Origin of the sequence: Bacillus cereus group sp. RP29, assembly GCF_040459765.1 — a bacterium.
GTDB lineage: Bacteria > Bacillota > Bacilli > Bacillales > Bacillaceae_G > Bacillus_A > Bacillus_A paranthracis.
Window position 1 is genome coordinate 4,210,986 of the sequence record NZ_JARVHN010000001.1, and the last position, 21,770, is coordinate 4,232,755.

Genomic DNA, 21,770 nt, shown 5'->3' on the forward strand with positions numbered 1-21,770 from the left:
TTAGTTTGCTACTATAATTGTATTATAGGACACGAAAAAAGACAAACGGAGTAGTTTGTCTTTTTCTATACTTCTACCTATTATATCAACCTTTTGAAAAATTCGTTTGCACCTCTTGAATTGGCCAATATCGTAAATCAACTTTACCGACAACTGTATCAGCTTTTACAAAACCAAAATGTCTACTATCCCAGCTCCCGAGGCGGTTATCACCTACTACAAAAATATATCCAGGTGGCACCGTTTTTTCCTTCGTTAACTCTTCTAGCGTAAAGTCACCTGTTAGTTGTCGTCCATTTATCTCTTTCTTATATTTCTCTAGATAAGGTTCATCCACGAATTGTCCGTTTATATATAGTTTATCATGCTTATATTCAATATGATCCCCAGGTAAACCGATAATTCGTTTTACGTAGTCCTCTTTTTTGTTCGCATGAAATACAACAACATCAAACCTATTCAAGTCCCCCACTTGATAACTCACCTTATTTACAACGAGCATATTGCCATCTTGCAATGTCGGCATCATTGATTTCCCCTCTACAACGTACGTTGAAAAGAAAAACGTTCGAAAAAATACAGCTAATAATACACCAATTAAAATTGTTCGTATCCACTCTATGCCTTCTTTTTTCAAAGTTTTCTTCATCCGCTTCTCCCCTTATCCTTTAATAATGAAGCTTTCCTTTACAAAGAAGACTATTCTTAATGTAGTTCTAACTTTACTTCGATTTTCTTACCGACATACCATAAAATAAAAATACCAATTGCTACAATGACTGATTTCACCGGATTATGAATAAATGACATTAAATCATGACCGATATACGTTAAAATAAAAATCATCACAAGCTTTCCGAACGCGAGCGCAAGGCCAAACTGTTTTACACTAATGCGAGATAGACCAGCAACAACATTTATAAGCGCAGATGGTGTAAACGGAAAACAAAATATGACGAAAATCGGTGCGAACCCTTTCCTTTCAATCCACCCCATTGCCTTTCGTACTTTCTCATGCTTATTTACAAAAGAAAAGAAACGACTTCGGCCAAAATGGCGGATTATGAAAAAGACAAGTAAGGCACCCATTACTGATCCAAGCCAAGAATAAAGAAAACCGAGCCAAAATCCAAATGCAACAGCATTCGCCAGTACAAATACGATAAGTGGCAATGCTGGAATTAGCGCTTCTATCATCGGTAGCCCAATACCAAGAAGTGGTCCGAACGCTTTATAGCTTTCAACAATATGATCCATATTTTCTGGTGAAAAATACTCTTTGATTGTCTGAAAATCCATTCTACACTTTACCCCTTTACTCTAAGTACTACCTCTACTGTATCATTGCCTATATGAAGAGGAAATGGTAGATACGACATATGGAGATGTAATTATTAATTTTCCATACCTTTCATGAGAATTCCTTCATTATTATGCTATGATAATCTATCAATATTCGACAGGACGTGAAGTTATTTTAAATAACACGCGCCGATTATAGCTTAATGGTTACATTTTATGAGAAAGAAGAAAATGCAAAAAGTAATAATTAGTCTTTTTCATATAGGTAGCGACGGATGATTATTTTACCCTCAAACAATCCTCTAATGGCTAGTTCTTACAAGCAATTTTTTTAGCAAGCGTACACTGTCAATCACGATAAGTATTAACATATGTAAGAAAGATAGTATTAATAATGTACTCCGAATAGGTACCATTCGAAATTTGTATAAAAATTTATCAATCATATATATATCTTCTTCATTCGTTATAGTTGCAGGAGTGAAGATAAGATAATCTTTCCAGTTATCTATCCACGTTAAATTAACTGCGGAAAATTCCATCGTTCCTAACCACAAATAAAGAAAAATTGGTATAAGAATCATATATTGCAGGCTATGTAATATCTTTCTTTTCTTCTTACATTCAATAATTTGAAAGACAATAAGTGTCAGTACATACACGATTGACAGAAAACATACTATAGTGACAAACGGTTGAATTGAAAAAGCAAATAGCAATTTATCAATTTCACTAATTTGACTATAATCTGTCGTATTTTGAGGTGTGAAAACAAAATATTGTTTATCAGCGCCTATCATCAACTGACTACCAGTGAAACTAGTAAACACAAATGTAAGAAAAAATATAGGCAAAGCAAGAATATATTGCGCCCAAAATAACAGGTTCCTTTTCAACATACCATCTCCTCGTATGATTAAGTTAGGTTTTTAGGGACGGGATGTACCTATAAACCCAAGGGTATCTATTTTTATGAGATACTAATATTTGTAGATAGAGTGTTGCCGACCATCTCCCTGAATCTTTGTATTCGTAAAAAAGAGCGGTACCTCTGTCTAATAAGTAGTTTACGAATGAGTTGGATGTTGATGACCATTGGTCATTCTTCGTATCTCTTACGAGGTAGTAGCGCTTATTAGTTCAGGGGAGGAAAGCACTATCTAACACTAATTAATATAGGGGTGTAAGCTATGTTCTATTTAGGTATTGATATCGCTAAACATAAACATTATGCGTCCATTATCGATCAAGCGGGAAAACCTATTACTAAGCCATTTCCTTTTCAGAATCACAAAGAAGGTGGACAAACCCTTTTAAATCAGATCTACCAATACATTGAGTCTCCTACAGAAATACTGATTGGAATGGAAGCCACCGGACATTATTGGTTAGCTGTTTATTCTTTTCTACTGGATCATGGATTTTCAGTCATTGTATTAAACCCCATTCAAACCAATGCCTGGCGAAAAGGAACAGAAATTAGAAAGCGAAAAACAGACGCCATTGATGCCACTATGATTGCCGATATCATTCGATTCGGCCGTTTTGTTGAAACCCCACTTGTGGACGAAAAAATGTTCGCTCTAAAACAAATGAGCCGCTTTCGTAATGCGCTTGTAAGTAATATGAGTGATTTAAAACGAAAAGCTCTTGTCGTATTAGATCAGACTTTCCCAGAGTACCAAAGCATCTTTTCGGATGTTTTTGGTAAAACTTCTTCGCAAATCTTACTTGAATATGCCTCTCCTAGTGACTATGAACAGATATCTATTGATGATTTAACACAAATAATTGAGCAAACCAGTCGTAACCGACTAGGAAAGAAAACAGCTAACAAGCTAATGGAATTAGCCTCTAATTCGTTTGGTGTTACCTTCTGTAAAAACGCTTTTTCCTTCCAACTAAAAATGTTGATGGAGCAAATTCGTTTTATCGAAGATCAAATCAAAGAATGTGAAGACGAAATGTCACAACTTTTAATTGATTTAGATACTCCTATCATGACAGTACCTGGCGTTGGACCAATTTTAGGTGCCACTATACTAAGTGAAATTGGGGATATACACCGCTTTGATAAACCATCTAAACTTGTCGCTTACGCAGGCATTGATGCCTCTGTGTCCCAATCTGGACAATTTGAATCATCAGGTATGTCTATATCTAAGCGTGGCTCTTCTCATTTACGTAGAGCCTTATTCCAAGCCGCTATTACAGCCCATAAACATGACCCTGTCTTGAAAGCTTTTTATGAGAAGAAACGAAAACAAGGAAAGCACTACTATGTTTGTATAGGAGCTGTAGCTAGAAAGTTGTGCTACATTATCTATGCCATCCTAAAAAACAATAAACCGTATGAAATCCCTCAATATTCAAAAGAAGTTTGATACTTTTATTTTTTTTAACATCTCTTAGGGTTATTTGGTGCACCCTTTTTTAAGTTTCCTATTTATAAAATTCCTCTTGACTTCTCATAGTTGGTCTTTTTATACAGGATGAAAAAAACATACTGTATGTTCACACTATAGTGAATATGTATAATTTTCCCATTATATTGTAATTATATATTATCTTGAACCCTTCGAGAACAAAAGTTTGTACACTCTCTCATTTTGTTTATAAATCTTACAGCGTAAACTGTATATATAATGAAATCAAAAAGGATGAGTCACCTCATCCTTTTCCTCTCATACATCCTCTTCTCTAACAACATACACTCTCTCATAAGCTGGTCTTAATGTTGATTCATCCCTTTGATCAACCTCTTTAAAGCAAGGATTCCCTTGTTTTTTCCTACGATCTTCATACTCCGTTCGCAATTTCGCAGTACGATTTTGTTGATTTTCAAAACTAGTTTTCGATATCTCTAACTTCACAGCAAAACCATTTATAAATCGGATAATAAGGTTTCCATCTTTTAATTCTTTATTGCTTTCAATATAAAAATGAGATAACCACGCGCACTCTTTTCTAGAATACGAATAGGTAGGGAAAAAATAAAGTTGATCGGTCGGACTAATTGCAATTGGTGCTTTATGTGTAATGTGAGTTAACTCTTTCGTTCCTTCTTTTCTGCCTAAGAAACTAGAACCATGCTTGCGACAACTTCTTTCTATAATATCTAGAGGTTTTTGAAATACGAAAAAAGAGTCTTGCACTTCAACAACTCGCGTAACAATTTTCTTTTCACTGAGAATTACAGGAAGTAAGGCCATTGTATTTTTATTTACAACATAGTTTTCGACGTAGCGTTCTACTTTACTTTCCATATTCCACTATCTCCTTTTTTCTATTTATATTAGCAGCTGCATGTATAATTTTAGCATCTATGAAAAGGAAATGGCTTACAGATTCCGCTTTTTTACAATACTTTATTATTTGTCAAATACCTTTTAAATTATAAAATAAAAATATATTATTTTTATAATAATAAACCTATACAAAATCTATTTATACTACCTATAAATATTTACAACTACTTCCTCATTTCGCATCATTAAGACAATTAACTTTGCTATAATTAAAATAAAAATCCAATATATGGAGGTCCACTATGAAAGAAAAAGAAATGCAACCAACGATTCACATGAAAAATAGCAGCATTGTGATCGTGAACAACCCAGCTAGCATTATATTCGCTTTATTTTTCATTCTATTATTTTTTGCAAAGCCTTTTCGTAAATCGAAATGCTCTGAATGTAAGAAAAGCGCGAGGAAAAAAGTTAAAAAAGAAGAGTAAAAGGCTTTCTATTTGGGAAAGCCTTTTACTCTTCTTCATATTCATATTTTCTTCCGAGTGTCCCTGTATCCCCTTTATTTTCTAATATTATTACATATAAAAAATTATCCACTACGTTAAAAAGTACTTGTACATGTTACCCATTTTTATTAAGAACTTCACCTTTATAAATCACTAGCAACTTTTTAACTCGTTAAATCTGCAATATAAGTTTTGTATATAATTCCACTTCAAAACACAAAATATGTAAGTGATTATTTATGATTACATTCCTTTTTTATCTAATTCCAAAAAGGAGCTGTATAATATGGAGAAAAAAAGTCTATTAAGCCAACAGATTAATAGCGTCCCATCAGATGCTCTGAATACCCCTAGTAAGGAGCAAGAACAAATGTTAGAAACATTATCTCAAGACGAACAAAATTCTAACAACAATGCTAACAAAAAAGATGATACTCAAGGTCTATCTGGAAAAGATTTCCCTATTTCAACAGAGAATACAAATTTATAGTTATTTACTATCATACGCAGCAAATGCTCTTGCTGAACTAATTCTTCTACAGAAACTAATACGCATTCCAGATAATTTTTCACCCGTTGTAACATAGAAAAAGAGATTTAGATATAAAAACAGGCTCTGGGAAAACTTTCTCCACAACCTAAAAAAAAGGATGGCATTAGCCATCCTTTTTTCCATCATCAACTATAAAATTATAGTTTGATTACGTTTTTAGCTTGAGGTCCACGGTTACCTTCTTCGATTTCGAAGCTAACTTTTTGACCTTCTTCTAGAGATTTGAAACCTTCAGTTTCGATTGCAGAGAAGTGTACGAATACGTCGTTTTCGCCTGGAACTTCGATGAAACCGAAGCCTTTTTCGTTGTTAAACCATTTTACTTGTCCTGTTACTGCCATAATTATTTCCTCCTAAGAAAATACATTTTTTTAAATTTTTAGTTTTCCTATCTAAAAAAAGAATCCACACATTATCAAATACGAAACATAAACTAGTTCTCACATACTTTTTCTCGTTCGTTTTCAGCACTTGATAATATATGGATTGCTTAATTTAACTATTCAACTGATATTATCATAGCACATTAAAATAAAATGTACAATCTTTTTTGAAAATAACTGACAAATTAAATCACGTATGCAATTATCAATATCTTATTTGAATAAAAATAAACAAATCTTTCGAATGCCACTTTATTCCTTTTTCTAAGTGTTAAAATGTAATCTGACAGTACTTACTGGAGGGGATGCAATGTCAAACTACACAAACGAAGAAAAGCTTACAGGGGGAAACGTCTCAAACGTATATCGTTCTAAAAATACTGTTCGGCGAGAATTGAAGCCAGACAGTGTAAAAATTCATAAGTTATTACAGCATTTAGAAAACAAAGGTTTTCATTACGCACCAAAATTTTTAGGTATAGATGAGAAAAATAGAGAGATTTTATCTTTTATTGAAGGAGAGGCTGGGAATTATCCTTTAAAAGAATATATGCGATCTAATGATGTGTTAAAAGAAATAGCAAAGATGCTTCGCCTTTATCATGATGCTGTAAGTGACTTTCCGTTATTAGATGATTGGAAACCTATGGACCATACCCCAAATAATATTGAGGTTTTATGCCACAATGATTTTGCTATATATAACATTATATTTAATAACGAGAAGCCAGTAGGAATTATTGATTTCGATGTTGCTGCCCCTGGACCAAGAAGTTGGGATATCGCTTATACACTGTATACTTGCGTGCCTTTAAGTAGAGTGTATTATACGGAATCAGACGAGACAATTCATTATGAATCGGCACAACATGCTGGCCGTATGAAAGAAAGAATAAAATTATTCGTCCAGTCCTACGGTAAAAGTATGGATGAAGATTACTTAGGTATGGTACTACTACGTCTAGAAGCATTATGTACATATATGAAAAGAAAAGCAAACGAAGGCGACGTAAATTTCCAAAGAATGATTGACGAAGGACATTTAGAACATTATGAAAAAGATATGAAGTTTATTCGTGATCATGGAGCTGAGTGGATTTGATCATATTGTCTTTTTTTGTCGGTAAGTCGATATCCTTTGTCGAATCGTCGATATATTGGAAAAATCGTTGATATATTTTAAGTTATGATAGATATATCGAGAAAATCGTCGATATATTTTTATTTACTCTCGAATCGTGCGAAAAATAATAAGGGGCACCCTTCAAAAAGGGGCCCCTTCCTTTTATTTCGTAAACTGCGCCTCTTCCGTAGATCCTTTTAATGCTGTCGTTGATGAAGTACCACCTGTAATCACTTGTGCTACTTCATCAAAGTAACCTGTTCCTACTTCTCGTTGGTGACGAGTTGCAGAGTAGCCATGTTTTTCTGCTGCGAATTCTGCTTGTTGTAGTTCAGAGTACGCTGCCATGCCGCGCTCTTTATAGCCGCGTGCTAATTCGAACATGCCGTAGTTTAATGAGTGGAATCCAGCAAGTGTTACGAACTGGAACTTATAACCGTAAGATGCGATTTCTTTTTGGAAGCTCGCAATTGTTTTCTCATCTAGTTTTTGTTTCCAGTTAAATGAAGGTGAACAATTGTATGCAAGCAATTTCCCTGGATGCTCTTTATGAATTGCGTCCGCAAATCGTTTTGCATCTTCTAAATTTGGTTCAGATGTTTCACACCAAACGAGGTCTGCATAAGGAGCGTATGCTAAACCACGTGCAATCGCTTGGTCAAGACCTGCTTTCGTACGGTAAAATCCTTCTGGTGTTCTTTCTCCTGTAATAAACGCCTTATCAACCGGATCAATATCGCTCGTAATTAAATCAGCTGCATCCGCATCAGTTCTTGCAACGATAATTGTCGGTACTCCCATTACATCTGCAGCAAGGCGTGCCGAAATTAAATTACGTACCGCTGTTTGCGTTGGTAGTAATACTTTTCCCCCTAAATGACCGCATTTTTTCTCTGAAGATAATTGATCTTCAAAGTGCACACCTGATGCACCCGCTTCAATCATACCTTTCATCAGTTCAAATACGTTTAATTGTCCGCCAAATCCAGCTTCTGCATCTGCTACAATTGGTACGAAATAATCTGTATCACCGCTTCCTTCCATATGCTGAATTTGATCCGCACGTTGAAGCGTTTGATTAATTCGTTTTACGACAGCAGGTACGCTGTTTGCTGGATATAAACTTTGGTCTGGATACATATGTCCAGACAGGTTTGCATCTGCTGCTACTTGCCATCCACTTAAATAAATTGCTTTTAACCCAGCTTTTACTTGTTGCATCGCTTGGTTTCCTGTTAATGCGCCAAGTGCGTTAATGTAATCTTCTGTATGAAGCGACGCCCAAAGCTTTTCAGCACCGCGGCGCGCTAATGTATGCTCGATATCAATTGACCCGCGCAGGCGAATTACATCTTCTGCCGAATATGGACGTGTGATCCCTTTCCAGCGCGTATCTAGTTCCCAGTTTTCTTGTAATTTCTCGATTCTTTCATTTTTCATTTGTTCCATCCCCTTTTCACTTTTTATAAAATTTCATAACCCGGTAATGTTAAAAATGGTACGAATTCATCACTCCGAACAAGATTTGTAAATAACGTTGTCGCCTCTTGGAATCTCCCTTTCTTAAAGGCTTCTTTACCAATCTCTCTTTCTATTTTTGCTAACTCTTCTTCTTTTAGCTCTTCCATTAATTCAAATGTAATATTACGGCCATCATTTAATTTTCCACCTTCATGGCGAATCCATTGCCATACTTGTGCCCTAGAAATTTCCGCTGTTGCCGCATCTTCCATTAAGTTATAAATTGGTGCTGCTCCCCGTCCGCTTAACCAAGATGCGATATATTGAATGCCTACGCTAATATTCATACGAAGACCCTCTTCTGTAATCGTTCCCACTGGTACTTCTAATAAATCCTTTTCTGTAACATGTATTTCTTCACGTTTTCTAAAAATTTGATTCGGCGTTTTCATAATGTGATTAAATACTTCCATCGCGACTGGCACAAGTCCCGGGTGGGCAACCCAAGTCCCGTCATGACCGTCTAAAGCTTCGCGCTCCTTATCAGCACGCACTTTTTCAAAAGCAGCTTCATTTGCTTTTGGATTGTTTTTAATCGGAATTTGTGCTGCCATTCCTCCAATAGCTGGTGCATTACGACGGTGACACGTTTGAATGACTTTCAAAGAATACGCGCGCATAAACGGCGCCGTCATCGTGACTTGCGCTCTATCTGGAAGTAAAAATTCATTATGATTACGGAAACCCTTTAGAAAACTAAAAATATAATCCCATCTTCCGCAATTTAATCCAGCAGAATGATCTTTAAGCTCATACAAAATTTCATCCATTTCAAACGAAGCGTGAATCGTTTCCAGTAACACCGTGGCTTTAATCGTTCCGTTTGGAATACCGATATATTTTTGAGCAAATACGAAAACATCATTCCATAACCTTGCTTCTAAATGGCTTTCCATTTTCGGTAAGTAAAAGTATGGACCGCTTCCTTTTGCTAAAAGAGCTTTCGCATTATGGAAAAAATAAAGTCCAAAATCTACTAAGCTACCAGACATATTCTTTCCGTCAACTTGCATATGTTTTTCTTCTAAATGCCATCCTCTTGGACGCACAATTAATACTGCTGTTTTACTATTTAAACGATATTCTTTTCCGTTTTCATTTTTATGTGAAATCGTTCCCTTTACTGCATCTCGTAAGTTTATTTGACCTTCAATCGCATTTTCCCAAGTTGGTGAATTCGAATCTTCAAAATCCGCCATAAAAAGATGTGCTCCTGAATTTAAAGCGTTAATAACCATCTTTCTATCTACTGGGCCAGTAATCTCTACGCGGCGATCCTCTAAATCTTTTGGCAATTTAGCAATTGTCCAATCAGCTTCACGTATGTGCTTCGTTTCTTCTAAAAACTTCGGAAACTCCCCTGCATCAATTCTCTTTTGTTTCTCCGCACGCTTTTGTAAAAGTTCTATGCGGCGCTCATTGAAATTTCCATGTAGTTCCTTCAAAAAACTAAGCGCCTCAGGTGTCAATATTTCGTTGTACGCTGGCAACATTTCTCCGGGCAATGTAACCCGTGAAGTTTGCGTCGACATATTAGCATCCCCTTTTTAAACTGTTTTATAACAGATTTGATTTTATGTTTTATATTATATAACAAATCTTCAGAAAAGGAAGTTTTTTTTGAAAATTCATTTCGTTTTTTTTCAAAATGCCTTTCTTTCGCGCTTTATTCCATACAAAAAAGGCCACTGTTATACAACAATGACCTTTTTATACATTCTATTTTACTTATTTAATTATTGCTGTTCTTCTTTAGCACCATGCAACATTGCTTTGTATAAAAACTGTGCGTATTGTTCTCTTGTTACTTTCATAGATGGGCCAAATTTATTATCGCCAATTCCCGCTGTAATACCATTTGTTTGTATTGCACTAATTGCATTCTTTGCCCATGAATTTGCTGGAACATCATTAAACGTATGCGATCCCTTCGCCTGTAAATCAAAAGCATTCGTAAGAACTTGCGCCATTTCTGCACGAGTTAACGTTGCTTTCGGTCTAAAGTTTCCATGCTCGTCTCCCATGAAAATTTCTAGTTCCGTTAAAGCTAATATCTCTTCAATAAAGTTTGTTGAATTTTCATCAATATCTCCATATGGGTTTTCATATTCATCTTGTTCTTCTATATCAAACACACGATAAATTAGAGCTGCAACTTGTTCACGTGTTACGTCATCTCCAAAACCGAAAATTCCATCCCCATATCCAAATATAATTTCGTTTGCCGCTAAATTATGAATTGCTTCTTCTGACCAATGTCCTTTTGGTACATCTTTAAATACAATTGGATTTGTATTTTGTAGCGGTGCACTTTCCGCTTTTACATAATTACTCTCTGCTGAGAATAACACTCCACCCATAATTGTTAATGCCGTAGCTGTTTTTAATAATTTTTTACTCATCAAATTATCTCCCCAATATGTATATGTTTTTTTAAAATATACATAACAAATGATATAGTGACAATAGATCTTTCGACAAATTTCGTGACATTTCTGTGAATCATATTACACATCATGTCTTTTTTACGAAGTTGATTATAAAGCTTATGCACAAAAATAAAAATACATAAAAACGAATAATAATTCTGATACGAACAAACAAAAAAGCACAAATAGTTCTATTTGTGCTTTCCTATTTCACTCTATTTCCAATCCTCTTTCAAATGATAATTAATAATCGCATTGTTTATAAACTGAGCATATTGTTCTCTCGGTACAGGGCGATTTAAGTCATACATATCTTTTCCAGTTCCTGTCACAACTCGATTGGATTGCAGTGCACTAATTGCTTCTTCTGCCCAATGTCCTTTTGGTACATCTTTAAATGTATGCTTTTGTTTTGCTTTGAAAGTATATGCCTTTTGAAGTACTACTGCCATTTCAGCTCGAGTAATTGGCGCTTTCGGTCTAAAGTTTCCATTTGTATCACCTTTAAAAACACCACGTTTTGTTAACGCTAAAATTTCCTTTTGAAAATCAGTTGAACTGCCAGAAATATCTTTGTATGGATTCGTTGTTGCCCCTTCGCCTTTCATTTCAAGTGTTTTGTAAATAACCCCAGCTACTTGTTCACGTGTTGTAAGGTCTCCAACACCATACTTTCCATTTCCGTATCCAACTATAATTTTATTATAAGCTAAATCTAAAATAGCATCATATGCCCAAAATCCGTATGGAACATCATCAAATACAATCATTTCCGGATATTCTTCCGCTTTTACAGGGGCCACATTCGTCCCTGCAAATATACCACCTGCCATTGTCGCAATCATCATTACACCCAATATTTTTTTCTTCATTGTCCTCTCTCCCTATTTCTATTTTATGTTAAATAGAAAAATAATAGATAATACGAAGTTATCCATACTACATATGTAGTATTTTCAAATAAAATGAACTTCATTATTTCAGGAGTATTAATTTGCTGGTGAATGTAAGATAAAATGAAACTTTAATCAGTGGGGGTCTTACTGCCCATTAAAGTCGGATAAAATGCACATCTTCTAGAAGGAACATTTCGATTACCTTTCTGCTTTATACCTCCTTCTTTCTTATTTCAAAAAGGAAGCTGTCACATCTAAGGTGTTATATATTAAAAATTCTACAATCTCTTTGTGAACTCCTTTACATTTTTAAATTTCACTTTATTGACACAAAAAGACGCAAATCGTATATAGTTGCGTCTTTTCAAAATTATAAAGTAGCACTTTCCTTCATCGATAATTCCTTCTCTGTTCCCTTGCGAAAAGTAAATGCCATTCCTACAAATATAAGAACAATTCCTACTATTTGCATACTAGTCGGTCTAAACCCGGTAAAGACTGTATCTAATAGTATTGCAACCGCAGGATCTAAGAACACTAATACAGAAATTAATCTCGTCGATAAATCTCTTAAACTGTCAAAAAATAAGTAATATACAAATCCCGTATGTATAAGACCTGTCGCTGTAATCATCATCCAATTCATCTCTGTTAACCCTTGAAACTTGCCAAAGTCTACGAATGGTAGCAATAAAAATATACCTAAAAATGTTTGTAAAAATGTCATCGCATAGGCGCTCGTATGCTGAATTCCTTTTCCTAATAAAGTGGTAAAAGCATAAAATAGTGCCGCAAGTAGTGCCCATACCATGCCAGATGACATCAGTTTTTCAAGTGATAGACTTCCATCTACTCCAGCCACTAACACTGTACCGATAAAACAAATAACAATGGACAAAACAGCAAACATTGTAAGTCTCTCTTTAAATACAATACTACCAATCATTAATACGATAATGGGTGCTAGATGATAAACTGAAATCGCAATTGTAATCGACATAACTTCAAATGCTTTAAATAGAAATACCCAGTTAAAAACGAGAAATACACCGCATGCTAATATTTGCATGACTTCTTTTTTATTCCATTGCTCACTTTTATATTGTCCTGTTACGAGCCAACATAATGCTAAAAATATAGTCGCACAAATACAACGAACGAATACTAATTCAAAAGACGGTAAACCTGTTTGAACAGAGAAAAATCCAATTGATCCGAAAATAGACATCGAAAGGATCATTTTTATAGCCGGCATTGATTTTGAATGAAACAAAATATTAACCTCCTAAACATTTCACTGAATATTCCATATATTATACACTATAATTTTCCAAAACTCGAATAACGCATAAAAAAAGAAGCAGTACACTACCGCTTCTTTTCCTTTTCATATTGTTCAAACGTATGAATTCTTTCAAAAATTGGTGGGTGTGTATATAAGAAAAACTTTACTAACGCAGGCGGATTTACTTGGCTTAAGCTCGTTTTTGATAAATATTGAAACGTTTTTACACCAGATTTCCCGTCCTTCGTCATATCTAGAGCGTATTGATCTGCCGCTCGTTCTTCTATACGAGAAACATAGTTTGTTGCTGGCTGTGATGCAAAAGAGAGGACAGAAGAAATTAAGAAAAATAAAGGTAAAATTGAGAAACATGCTGCTTTTGACATTTGCAGCGTATCCCCCCATTTTCGAATACACATATTGATAATACGACTAATGAGGTACATCCCTATAAACGATAGCAACACATAACTCGCAACGCCCCAATATATATGTTTCATAACATAATGCCCCATTTCATGAGCCATTATAAATAAAATTTCTTTATCTTTTAATTGCTTAAGCGTCGTATCCCACATTACAATACGTGAATTAGGTCCTATTCCTGTTACATATGCATTTAACGCATTCGTTTTTTCCGACATATTGACTTCATATACATGTTTTGCTGGAATATCGGCTTTGTCTGCCATCGCTAAAATTTTCGTTTCTAACTCTTTATTTTTTAGCGTCGAAAAGTCGTCATACAGTGGATCAATCACGACAGGCTGTATGAATGTTAAAAAGATTGTAAACGGAACAGAGAGTGCCCATCCTGCTAACCACCATCTCTTCGGGAATTTGCGAATAAGCCAAAGAAGAACCGTAACTACAATTAACATAGTTGCATAACTTTCCCAAAAACCGATAACGTGATCTTTTATCCAGCTTTGTGTACTTTGCGTTGAAATGCCGTAATCAACGGACACTTTTCGGCTAATCCATTGCATCGGCAGGGCAAGAACTGTTGTAAGTAGTGATAAATAAAAGAAATAAATCGCAACTTGCAGGACACTTATTTTCGTCGTTTCCTTCGACCATTTCTCAAACTTTTTTGAAATACCGAGCACAAGTACAAATAATAATATAATCCATTCAAGAGGCGCCGCTAAAAAATACAGTAAATTTTTCACGCGCGAATAATCTTGGCTTAGCGTAAGCTCTCTTGCATTCATAAACGTTTCTGGATCTGCACTCGTTCCTTTGTACATGTCAGGAATTAGTTCATGATTCCATCCAAATAAATACCAATATATAAATAACGCAAACCCAACGTACAAAAAAAGCGACCACCCGATAACCTTCCTCACGCTATTCCCTCCTCTATGCTGCCTGTCTATTATTATTGTAAGTTCGTACATGCTAAATTAGAACAAGCTTATTACGCGAATTGCTCGAGATCCTTTTATTTATATAAAAAAACTCTTCTACAAATAGAAGAGTTTTACCTACCTTTAGACGCTTTCTTCGGTTCATACTCTGGGATAAGAAACGTACTTACAACCCAGCATATTAAACCAGCGCCTTTTATATAACGTATATATTCATAGTCCTGAAAAAATAACGTCGTTACAATAAGCGTAAAAAATCCAATTAAAACTAGTACATATCCTATTTGCTTCTTAGATAACATAACGTACCTCCTTAAGGAAGTACATCCATTAATAAGCTAAAATCTTGCAGAGAAAAAGAACTATATTTCATAATCCCTTGTACAGCTAAAAGTAAAATAAGGCCGGTCACACACATATAATTAATGCTTTCTTCACTCTTTTTTTCAGCAACTACACCGCCACTGATACAGAGAATTCCTAACAAATGAAGCGCTAAATACATAAAGAAATAAGCTTCCTCCCAGCGAAGAATAACGTTGACTGTCGTTATTAGCACTATACTAAGCACAATCAAATAAAAAAACTTATTTGATGATATTGTTTCATTCATATAATTTTATACATCCCTTTCAAATTTAGAATGAATGATGTTTCAAAGCTATAAAGTAAATGATTGTTTTCATACTATAAAACAAAAGGAAAGCCACTATTACTTTCTCGAATACGTTATGAACCCACATATACTTCTCTTCATTTTTTCTGAAGATGCGCTTCATCATTTCTTCTACAATTAGACCAAATAGTAGTAAAACTCCTAACACAATGAGAAGAGAAATAATATTTTCTTTTACATGCGTACTAGAAAATAAGTAATACTCCGGAAACACAATCGTATCTACTACAGGTTGCAGCCAATGACAAACGCTTTTATCACATATATCTGTAATAGACGTAGCATCTATAATGTCTTTCAATATTTTTTCAATCGTCTTCTTCATCTCATTTACTCCCCACTACGTCTGAAAAGCTTTTTTCCTGCTCTACATATATAGCGGGCATTTCTTTACTCCAATATTTGCGGTTAACAAATAAAAAGATGAGTACTAAGTTTAATCCTGTTATAAAAATAATAAGTCCTGGAAAGAACGTCGTATAATTTGAGAAATCTGTAAAACTCATTATCTCTTCTTTATTTATTAAAAAAGAAGCACCGATTACAAATGCATTGTTTAACATGTGAATAGCGATTGGCATGAGTAAACTATTCGTACGAATATATACGATTGATAGTACAACGCTAAATACAATTGCACCTAGGAAATCAACATGTAACAATGCAAACAATATTGCTACAACAATGATCGCTATACTCGTTCCCCATTTTGCTGCGAAGCGTTGCAGTAAAAATCCGCGAAAAACAAATTCCCCAATAATTGGTGCGATGAATACGACCATAATAACTTGATAAACGTATCCTCCAGTGCTATCCATAATCGGTTCGCGTAATGCATTCATAATAAATGTCGGTGTAATCCATGCAAAGCTATACATGTACAAAATAAGATATCCATAACTAAACACGCATAACATGATCGTAATGTATAAAACTTGCACCAGGTTAAATGTTTCATTTCTATTAATAAATAATGAAAATGCAACACGGTGTTTTTTATACTCAAAATAAATCCACGTAATCGGCAGGATATAGAATATAAGAATATTTATAAAAGTAGAATTTTGCATATGAAATGTATTTTCTATCAATTCATTACTGGCTCTTGCAACTACAGTTAATAGTGCAAATACAATTAAAAAATATCTAGCTCGCATCGTTTGAAACGGATTCACACTCATCTCCTCCCCTATGTTACTTTTATCATATCATTTGATTCTTAATTTTTTGAGAAAGAAAACCTTAAAATTCCCTTAAAAATTCCATAAGTTACCGAAAGATGATATGATATTCGAGGAAATTAGGAGGGATTTTTTATGTATGAAGCAAATATTTTGCTCGTTGATGATGAAACAGCAATTTTACAATTACTAACTACCATTCTTGAAAAAGAAGGTTTTTCTCATATTACAACTGCAACATCCGCTGAAATAGCTTTATCTCTCACTCAGCAAAACGATTACGATTTAATTATTTTAGATGTCATGCTTCCTGGACAATCTGGTTTTGATATTTGTCCAATCATTCGTCAAAAAACAGATTGTCCTATCTTCTTCCTCACAGCTAAAACATCTGATTTAGATAAAATATCTGGATTTTCACACGGTGCAGATGATTATATTACGAAGCCATTTAATCCACTTGAAGTGGTAGCTCGTATGAAAGCACAACTCCGAAGACATATGAAGCAAGTTATGCCACACGAACAAAAAGCACAATCCAGTTCATTTGGTAGATTTGAAATTGATCGATATTCCGCAGAGCTTACAGTAAATGGGCGTGTTGTCGAATGTTCCGCCCAGCTATTTCAGCTATTACTCTTCTTTTGCGAGAATCCGAACTACGTATTTTCAAAAGAAGAAATATACGAGAAAGTTTGGGGAGCACCTGCCTATAATGGCGATGACAATACCGTTATGGTCCACATTCGAAAACTACGTGAAAAAATCGAACAAGACCCAAGTAAACCAGAATATATAAAAACCGTTCGCGGGCTTGGCTATAAGTTCATTACAAAGTAGGGTGACGATATGAACTTTAATAAACGACTTATTATCCAGTTTATCATGCAACACGTATTTGTTTTAGTTACATTACTGATTGCTGTAGTAGCTGCATTCACGTATTTAATTTTTCTTGTTACGAGTACTTCATACGAACCGAACATTCCAGATGCTGAAAATTTTATGATTGCAAGATACATTTCTTCAGAAGATGGCGATATTTCGTTAAAAGCTGAAGTAAAAGACTTAATTAAAGAGAAAAATGATTGGATTCAAGTTGTAGAGGAAAACGGAAAAGTTCTCTATCACTTTAATACACCTAGTGACGTACCGACATCTTATACGAAAACATCTTTATTCTCGTATATACAGAATCACATAGAAAGTCCTTATACATTTACATATTGGGAAATTGAATTAGAAGAAAAAAACGTACTTGTTATTTACGGCGGTATGTTAAAAAGCAATGTATTACTGAAAACGATACAGAAAGAGCACCCTTCTGTATCTACAGATTCATTCGCATTAACAGAAGAAGAAAAACAGTTACTTTCTAAAGAAAAGGCTACTCTTCAAATCTTTAATAGCGTTGGCGAAGAAGTATTCTCCTATCCAGATGGAAAGAAAAAAACGTTTTCTGTCATACAAGCTGCTCTTAGCGAAAAGGAACCGTGGAACCATAAAGAAAACACGTCTAGCTTTTACGACACAAATAGCAATCATCTTCTCGTTGTAACTGCCAAAAATGAGTACTACTACCCAGATGATGAAATAGACGATGTATTTGCTAAAAAGTTTCTAATCGGATGCGGATTAATCCTTCTTATCGTATTTGTTTATTTAGTCATTCTTTCTATTTGGTACGGTAATAAATTTGGAAAACCGTTATTACATGCGATGCGCTGGCTTAAAAACATAGCTGGTGGAAAGTACGAAGAGCCTGTTAGTAAAAAAGGAAAACCTATCAGGTTCAGGAAATCTGGTAAAGAAAAATGGTCATTCCGCTTATTTAGTGATGTTACAAATTCACTAGAGCACCTTTCTATTACACTCAAAAAAAATGATGCGATGAGGCAAGTACTGCAGCAAACACGTGAAGAATGGATTACTGGTCTAACGCACGATTTAAAAACGCCACTAAGTTCTATATACGGCTACGCATTATTACTAGAATCAAAACAGTATAACTGGACCGATCGTGACATTCAGCAATTTGGCAGCGTTATGAAAGAGAAATCTCAATATATGACCACACTAATTGATGACTTAAGCTTAACGTATCAATTAAAAAATAATAGTCTTCCTGCGCAGCATGTAAACATTGAAATGAATCAATTCGTCCAAAAAGTATTATTACAATTCATTAATAATCCGACACTTCAAAATCAAAATATTGAATTCGTACCAAGCTCAAATAAAATTCAATATTTCATTGAAGAAAAATGGTTCCAGCGTATTATTGAAAACTTACTCGCAAACGCTGTAAAACATAATAATGAAACGACTAATGTCATCGTAAAACTTTCGCAAAACGCTACTTCATTTACACTCTCTATTTCAGATAACGGAAAAGGAATGGATGATAAAACGAAAGAGCTTCTATTTGAGCGATATTACAGAGGAACAAATACAGAAGAAAGCAACATTGGAACTGGACTTGGCCTCGCTATTACAAAGCAACTCGTTCATGCTCATAACGGAACGATTTCTATCGATAGCGAACTTGGAAAAGGAACGACGATTATACTTGTGTTTCCGTTTCGTTCATAGAAAAGGCGCTATGTGGCGTCTTTTCTTTTTTGGGAGGGTTTAGCGGTATATGAAATGATATAGACCATCTTTCTGAGTTTTTTTAGCGGTATATGAAATTATATCGGCGATTTTGCGAATATATCGTCGCAACTCACAATATATCAGCGATTTTTCAAATATATCAGCGCAACTCACAATATATCAGCGATTTTCTAAATATATCGACTTACCGACAAAAATCGACAACGCTAACCTACTTCCTCTACTATACAAAGTAAAAATAAAACTATTAACAAATACATTTCTAAACTGTTATACTATAAATAGAAGTATAAACTAACTAAGTTTTGCATAAAATGAAGTAGACGAGGTGCTTCCAACACCCCGTCACTGCAACTAATTACCGCAAGGTGGAAGGTTGCAACTAAAGCTTATTTGCGCTTAGAAGACTTCCCACGCTTCGCAGGCAGACGGGTGGTCTTCTTTTTGCGCTTTTTTGTCGTTAATTTCTTAAATCCCATAACTATACCTTCTCTAGCTATAGTTTTTGTGATTTCCAACAAAATTTGCAAAAGAAATTCCATACGATTACACCTCCTTTCTTCACCAAATGAAGAAAGGGCGTAACCTTCCACCCGCAATATTTAATTGCTATTTTATTTTACCATTTTCAAATGTATTACATATAAAGCAATACAAATTTAACAATCCACTCATAAAAAATAACCTTTCATAACTCACTATGAAAGGGCACTCCATATTTCAGCTATTTTCCTACCAATACAAACACATTCTCATCAGGTGCTTCCATTACCGCAACGTGTCCTGATTCTGTTGGAAATGGTTCACGAATCCATTTAACATCTTTAGTATCTTTTAAACTTTCATACGTTTGTTGCACATCTTCTACTAATACTTCGACTTCCATAAAATGAATATCCGGATGATTGCTTATTACTAACTCCGAACTTTTCTCATCTGGAAACTTCAATCCGATTAACGTCCAAATAACCCCTTCTTCTAGTTCTCTTTCTATAACCCAGTTTTGCTCCATTCCCATTTCTTTATAAAAAGAAACGGATTTTTCTATATCCTTCGTATGTATAGATACACATTCTAGTTTTTTGAACATATTCCCACTCTCCCTTTATAAAAAAGCGAACCATTTCTCAATGACTCGCTCTTGCTCTATTACTTCTTCTTCACCGGTATCCAAAGCTCTACTTGAGCGAACTCACTTTTATCTTCGTGACAACGCTCATCGTATAATTCAAACTCTGTAACGCCGCAATGTTCGTATCCTGAATGCGGGAACCACTCTGAGAATACTACATTCCACGTTTGGTGAATAGACGATACCATTTCTTCATGAGGAACTTTCGGCGTTGTAAATACCGCATATGTTGCTGCCGGGAACGTGCGCTTTGCAATTTCATTTGGTACATTTTCAAAGTCTGTGACTTCCATTCCGATAATATAAGTGAAGTCCCCTGTTTCTAAATTAAAATCAGTACATAATCCAAGCTCTACCCATTGGCTCGTATCTTTACGATTCGGAATTGTCGTTCCAAGATCTTTTTGTAAATATTCTTGCCAAAATGCTGGAATGTCTTGATGGTTCTTCCCTTCTTTACTTGTCGTCTTCAGTTCATAACCCGCCACTAAAAATTCCGGTTTATTTACAATACGATATTCCATTTGTATGCCTCCTAAATACGGATTTAATTTTCTTTGCTTTACATTCACGCTGTAATACATCGGTGTTTCTATTCCCTGCTTTCGATATTCACTCGGTGTCATTTGAAATAATTTTTTAAAGGCTCTCGTGAACGTTTCGTGAGATTGAAAGCCATGTTCAAATGCGATATCAATAATTTTTTCATCCGTATGAGAAAGTTGATAAGCTGCCCGGGCTAACCTCCTCTTCCGAACATACTCCATTACCGTATCACCTACTAACGCCTGGAATACACGATGAAAATGCGACTCAGAAAAACCTGCAATGCGAGCTAACTTACGTAGCGTCTGTTTTTCCATTACATCTTCCTCAATATAATCAATGGACCTTTGAATTTGTGTTTCATAGCTTTCCATCTCTGTTCACCCGCCTTATATGTATTATGATAAAAGAGAATCTTATCCAATTCTTGACGTTTTTTACTATAATTCCATGAAAAATTGTAACTTTTTTATATGTTTTTCGTTGTTATGTGTGAAGGGAGGGAAATGTAGTGAAACGTAAACAATCATTAGAAGAAATTTATTCAGAACATATGCAAGATTTATTTCGCTATCTTCTCTCCCTAACCGGAGATTCCCATTTTGCTGAAGATCTCATGCAAGAAACCTTTTACCGCATGCTCGTCCATATTGACTATTACAAAGGCGAAGAAATTAGACCGTGGTTATTTACAATTGCCTACAACGCCTTTATCGATTGGTATCGAAAAGAGAAAAAATATAAAACAACTACAGTGGAAGAATTCCATTTACCAAACGTGCCAAGTACAGAGCACTCTTATTTCATAAAACATGAGATTGCTAGTTGGTTAGAAGGTTTATCTTCTCTTCCGCTTGAAAGACGAAATATTCTGTTACTACGAGATTACTACGGATTCTCATATAAAGAAATAGCAGAGATGACCGGTCTCTCACTAGCGAAAGTGAAAATTGAATTACACCGTGGTCGAAAAGAAATGAAAAGCATAAAGGAGTGATAC

General features: G+C 34.9%; 24 protein-coding genes and 1 pseudogene. 7 read left to right on the forward strand and 18 right to left on the reverse strand.

Annotated features, from left to right (window positions below; genetic code table 11):
• Nucleotides 1-85: 85 nt before the first annotated feature.
• From lepB to QCI47_RS22310, 3 genes are all read right to left on the reverse strand, one after another.
• A complete protein-coding gene (lepB, locus tag QCI47_RS22300) occupies nucleotides 86-649 on the reverse strand; it encodes a signal peptidase I (protein WP_000751900.1) in 564 nt (187 codons plus the stop codon).
• 56 nt (nucleotides 650-705) lie between these two features.
• Nucleotides 706-1,299 (reverse strand): TVP38/TMEM64 family protein, encoded by a 594-nt coding sequence (locus tag QCI47_RS22305; protein WP_000347516.1) that lies wholly within the window; start codon nucleotides 1,297-1,299, stop codon nucleotides 706-708.
• A 305-nt stretch (nucleotides 1,300-1,604) separates the two neighbouring features.
• Entirely contained in the window at nucleotides 1,605-2,201 is a 597-nt protein-coding gene (locus QCI47_RS22310; RefSeq protein ID WP_071741562.1) for a DUF4306 domain-containing protein, read from the reverse strand.
• Between the two features lie 291 nt (nucleotides 2,202-2,492).
• Between QCI47_RS22310 and QCI47_RS22315 the strand changes: the two genes are divergently transcribed.
• The gene (locus QCI47_RS22315) at nucleotides 2,493-3,686 is read left to right on the forward strand and encodes an IS110 family RNA-guided transposase (RefSeq protein WP_049106919.1); all 1,194 of its coding nucleotides are present in this window, start codon (nucleotides 2,493-2,495) and stop codon (nucleotides 3,684-3,686) included.
• Between the two features lie 300 nt (nucleotides 3,687-3,986).
• Here the strand turns inward: QCI47_RS22315 and QCI47_RS22320 are convergent, their stop codons facing one another.
• On the reverse strand, nucleotides 3,987-4,568 hold the full coding sequence (locus QCI47_RS22320; protein ID WP_000444431.1) for a competence protein ComK: 582 nt from the start codon (nucleotides 4,566-4,568) through the stop codon (nucleotides 3,987-3,989).
• A gap of 284 nt (nucleotides 4,569-4,852) precedes the next feature.
• Here QCI47_RS22320 and QCI47_RS22325 point away from each other — a divergent pair, with 284 nt between their 5' ends.
• On the forward strand, nucleotides 4,853-5,038 hold the full coding sequence (locus QCI47_RS22325) for a hypothetical protein (RefSeq protein ID WP_309422085.1): 186 nt from the start codon (nucleotides 4,853-4,855) through the stop codon (nucleotides 5,036-5,038).
• 307 nt (nucleotides 5,039-5,345) lie between these two features.
• Nucleotides 5,346-5,549 (forward strand): hypothetical protein, encoded by a 204-nt coding sequence (locus QCI47_RS22330; RefSeq protein ID WP_000412673.1) that lies wholly within the window; start codon nucleotides 5,346-5,348, stop codon nucleotides 5,547-5,549.
• Nucleotides 5,550-5,749: 200 nt separating this feature from the next.
• Here the strand turns inward: QCI47_RS22330 and cspA are convergent, their stop codons facing one another.
• Complete coding sequence (gene cspA / locus QCI47_RS22335; RefSeq protein WP_000301522.1) at nucleotides 5,750-5,953, reverse strand: RNA chaperone/antiterminator CspA; 204 nt, start codon at nucleotides 5,951-5,953, stop codon at nucleotides 5,750-5,752.
• 352 nt (nucleotides 5,954-6,305) lie between these two features.
• Between cspA and QCI47_RS22340 the strand changes: the two genes are divergently transcribed.
• Nucleotides 6,306-7,097 carry a phosphotransferase gene (locus QCI47_RS22340; RefSeq protein WP_061131524.1) on the forward strand — a complete coding sequence of 264 codons (792 nt, stop codon included), beginning with the start codon at nucleotides 6,306-6,308 and terminating at the stop codon, nucleotides 7,095-7,097.
• Between the two features lie 183 nt (nucleotides 7,098-7,280).
• Here the strand turns inward: QCI47_RS22340 and aceA are convergent, their stop codons facing one another.
• The 10 genes and pseudogenes from aceA to QCI47_RS22390 form a co-directional block, all read right to left on the reverse strand.
• Nucleotides 7,281-8,558: an isocitrate lyase gene (aceA, locus tag QCI47_RS22345; protein ID WP_309422083.1), complete on the reverse strand. Its 1,278-nt coding sequence runs from the start codon at nucleotides 8,556-8,558 to the stop codon at nucleotides 7,281-7,283.
• 23 nt (nucleotides 8,559-8,581) lie between these two features.
• Nucleotides 8,582-10,171, reverse strand: a complete 1,590-nt coding sequence (gene aceB / locus QCI47_RS22350; RefSeq protein WP_048557247.1) for a malate synthase A — start codon at nucleotides 10,169-10,171, stop codon at nucleotides 8,582-8,584.
• A gap of 204 nt (nucleotides 10,172-10,375) precedes the next feature.
• Nucleotides 10,376-11,154: pseudogene (locus QCI47_RS22355) on the reverse strand (S-layer homology domain-containing protein).
• Nucleotides 11,155-11,283: 129 nt separating this feature from the next.
• Nucleotides 11,284-11,940, reverse strand: coding sequence for an S-layer homology domain-containing protein (locus QCI47_RS22360; RefSeq protein ID WP_061131522.1), 657 nt, complete (start codon nucleotides 11,938-11,940; stop codon nucleotides 11,284-11,286).
• A gap of 394 nt (nucleotides 11,941-12,334) precedes the next feature.
• A complete protein-coding gene (locus tag QCI47_RS22365; RefSeq protein ID WP_074543161.1) occupies nucleotides 12,335-13,237 on the reverse strand; it encodes a DMT family transporter in 903 nt (300 codons plus the stop codon).
• Between the two features lie 95 nt (nucleotides 13,238-13,332).
• The gene (locus QCI47_RS22370) at nucleotides 13,333-14,598 is read right to left on the reverse strand and encodes a M48 family metallopeptidase (RefSeq protein ID WP_193635095.1); all 1,266 of its coding nucleotides are present in this window, start codon (nucleotides 14,596-14,598) and stop codon (nucleotides 13,333-13,335) included.
• A 134-nt stretch (nucleotides 14,599-14,732) separates the two neighbouring features.
• A complete protein-coding gene (locus tag QCI47_RS22375) occupies nucleotides 14,733-14,921 on the reverse strand; it encodes a hypothetical protein (protein ID WP_000949420.1) in 189 nt (62 codons plus the stop codon).
• A gap of 11 nt (nucleotides 14,922-14,932) precedes the next feature.
• On the reverse strand, nucleotides 14,933-15,232 hold the full coding sequence (locus QCI47_RS22380) for a hypothetical protein (protein ID WP_001006052.1): 300 nt from the start codon (nucleotides 15,230-15,232) through the stop codon (nucleotides 14,933-14,935).
• A 25-nt stretch (nucleotides 15,233-15,257) separates the two neighbouring features.
• Nucleotides 15,258-15,620 (reverse strand): hypothetical protein, encoded by a 363-nt coding sequence (locus QCI47_RS22385; protein WP_048557251.1) that lies wholly within the window; start codon nucleotides 15,618-15,620, stop codon nucleotides 15,258-15,260.
• A gap of 1 nt (nucleotide 15,621) precedes the next feature.
• On the reverse strand, nucleotides 15,622-16,470 hold the full coding sequence (locus QCI47_RS22390; RefSeq protein WP_046198624.1) for a CPBP family intramembrane glutamic endopeptidase: 849 nt from the start codon (nucleotides 16,468-16,470) through the stop codon (nucleotides 15,622-15,624).
• A gap of 141 nt (nucleotides 16,471-16,611) precedes the next feature.
• Between QCI47_RS22390 and QCI47_RS22395 the strand changes: the two genes are divergently transcribed.
• A complete protein-coding gene (locus QCI47_RS22395; protein WP_000272687.1) occupies nucleotides 16,612-17,316 on the forward strand; it encodes a response regulator transcription factor in 705 nt (234 codons plus the stop codon).
• Between the two features lie 9 nt (nucleotides 17,317-17,325).
• Complete coding sequence (locus tag QCI47_RS22400; RefSeq protein ID WP_071741556.1) at nucleotides 17,326-19,068, forward strand: sensor histidine kinase; 1,743 nt, start codon at nucleotides 17,326-17,328, stop codon at nucleotides 19,066-19,068.
• A 413-nt stretch (nucleotides 19,069-19,481) separates the two neighbouring features.
• Here QCI47_RS22400 and QCI47_RS22405 read toward each other — a convergent pair whose 3' ends face one another.
• The 3 genes from QCI47_RS22405 to QCI47_RS22415 form a co-directional block, all read right to left on the reverse strand.
• The gene (locus QCI47_RS22405; RefSeq protein WP_000394952.1) at nucleotides 19,482-19,634 is read right to left on the reverse strand and encodes a hypothetical protein; all 153 of its coding nucleotides are present in this window, start codon (nucleotides 19,632-19,634) and stop codon (nucleotides 19,482-19,484) included.
• A gap of 182 nt (nucleotides 19,635-19,816) precedes the next feature.
• Nucleotides 19,817-20,182 (reverse strand): VOC family protein, encoded by a 366-nt coding sequence (locus QCI47_RS22410; protein WP_012644261.1) that lies wholly within the window; start codon nucleotides 20,180-20,182, stop codon nucleotides 19,817-19,819.
• 59 nt (nucleotides 20,183-20,241) lie between these two features.
• On the reverse strand, nucleotides 20,242-21,144 hold the full coding sequence (locus QCI47_RS22415) for an AraC family transcriptional regulator (protein ID WP_309422081.1): 903 nt from the start codon (nucleotides 21,142-21,144) through the stop codon (nucleotides 20,242-20,244).
• A gap of 137 nt (nucleotides 21,145-21,281) precedes the next feature.
• Between QCI47_RS22415 and QCI47_RS22420 the strand changes: the two genes are divergently transcribed.
• A complete protein-coding gene (locus tag QCI47_RS22420) occupies nucleotides 21,282-21,767 on the forward strand; it encodes an RNA polymerase sigma factor (protein WP_061131517.1) in 486 nt (161 codons plus the stop codon).
• Nucleotides 21,768-21,770: the final 3 nt, after the last annotated feature.

What these genes read in the sequence shown, in the direction of transcription:
- QCI47_RS22385 (WP_048557251.1), bottom strand. Translation starts at nt 15,620, where the DNA reads ATGAAGAAGACGATTGAAAAAATATTGAAAGACATTATAGATGCTACG.
- QCI47_RS22410 (WP_012644261.1), bottom strand. Translation starts at nt 20,182, where the DNA reads ATGTTCAAAAAACTAGAATGTGTATCTATACATACGAAGGATATAGAA.
- aceA (WP_309422083.1), bottom strand. Translation starts at nt 8,558, where the DNA reads ATGAAAAATGAAAGAATCGAGAAATTACAAGAAAACTGGGAACTAGAT.
- QCI47_RS22415 (WP_309422081.1), bottom strand. Translation starts at nt 21,144, where the DNA reads ATGGAAAGCTATGAAACACAAATTCAAAGGTCCATTGATTATATTGAG.
- QCI47_RS22330 (WP_000412673.1), top strand. Translation starts at nt 5,346, where the DNA reads ATGGAGAAAAAAAGTCTATTAAGCCAACAGATTAATAGCGTCCCATCA.
- QCI47_RS22405 (WP_000394952.1), bottom strand. Translation starts at nt 19,634, where the DNA reads ATGGAATTTCTTTTGCAAATTTTGTTGGAAATCACAAAAACTATAGCT.
- QCI47_RS22320 (WP_000444431.1), bottom strand. Translation starts at nt 4,568, where the DNA reads ATGGAAAGTAAAGTAGAACGCTACGTCGAAAACTATGTTGTAAATAAA.
- QCI47_RS22375 (WP_000949420.1), bottom strand. Translation starts at nt 14,921, where the DNA reads ATGTTATCTAAGAAGCAAATAGGATATGTACTAGTTTTAATTGGATTT.
- QCI47_RS22395 (WP_000272687.1), top strand. Translation starts at nt 16,612, where the DNA reads ATGTATGAAGCAAATATTTTGCTCGTTGATGATGAAACAGCAATTTTA.
- QCI47_RS22315 (WP_049106919.1), top strand. Translation starts at nt 2,493, where the DNA reads ATGTTCTATTTAGGTATTGATATCGCTAAACATAAACATTATGCGTCC.
- QCI47_RS22310 (WP_071741562.1), bottom strand. Translation starts at nt 2,201, where the DNA reads ATGTTGAAAAGGAACCTGTTATTTTGGGCGCAATATATTCTTGCTTTG.
- cspA (WP_000301522.1), bottom strand. Translation starts at nt 5,953, where the DNA reads ATGGCAGTAACAGGACAAGTAAAATGGTTTAACAACGAAAAAGGCTTC.
- QCI47_RS22400 (WP_071741556.1), top strand. Translation starts at nt 17,326, where the DNA reads ATGAACTTTAATAAACGACTTATTATCCAGTTTATCATGCAACACGTA.
- QCI47_RS22380 (WP_001006052.1), bottom strand. Translation starts at nt 15,232, where the DNA reads ATGAATGAAACAATATCATCAAATAAGTTTTTTTATTTGATTGTGCTT.
- aceB (WP_048557247.1), bottom strand. Translation starts at nt 10,171, where the DNA reads ATGTCGACGCAAACTTCACGGGTTACATTGCCCGGAGAAATGTTGCCA.
- QCI47_RS22325 (WP_309422085.1), top strand. Translation starts at nt 4,853, where the DNA reads ATGAAAGAAAAAGAAATGCAACCAACGATTCACATGAAAAATAGCAGC.
- lepB (WP_000751900.1), bottom strand. Translation starts at nt 649, where the DNA reads ATGAAGAAAACTTTGAAAAAAGAAGGCATAGAGTGGATACGAACAATT.
- QCI47_RS22360 (WP_061131522.1), bottom strand. Translation starts at nt 11,940, where the DNA reads ATGAAGAAAAAAATATTGGGTGTAATGATGATTGCGACAATGGCAGGT.
- QCI47_RS22340 (WP_061131524.1), top strand. Translation starts at nt 6,306, where the DNA reads ATGTCAAACTACACAAACGAAGAAAAGCTTACAGGGGGAAACGTCTCA.
- QCI47_RS22305 (WP_000347516.1), bottom strand. Translation starts at nt 1,299, where the DNA reads ATGGATTTTCAGACAATCAAAGAGTATTTTTCACCAGAAAATATGGAT.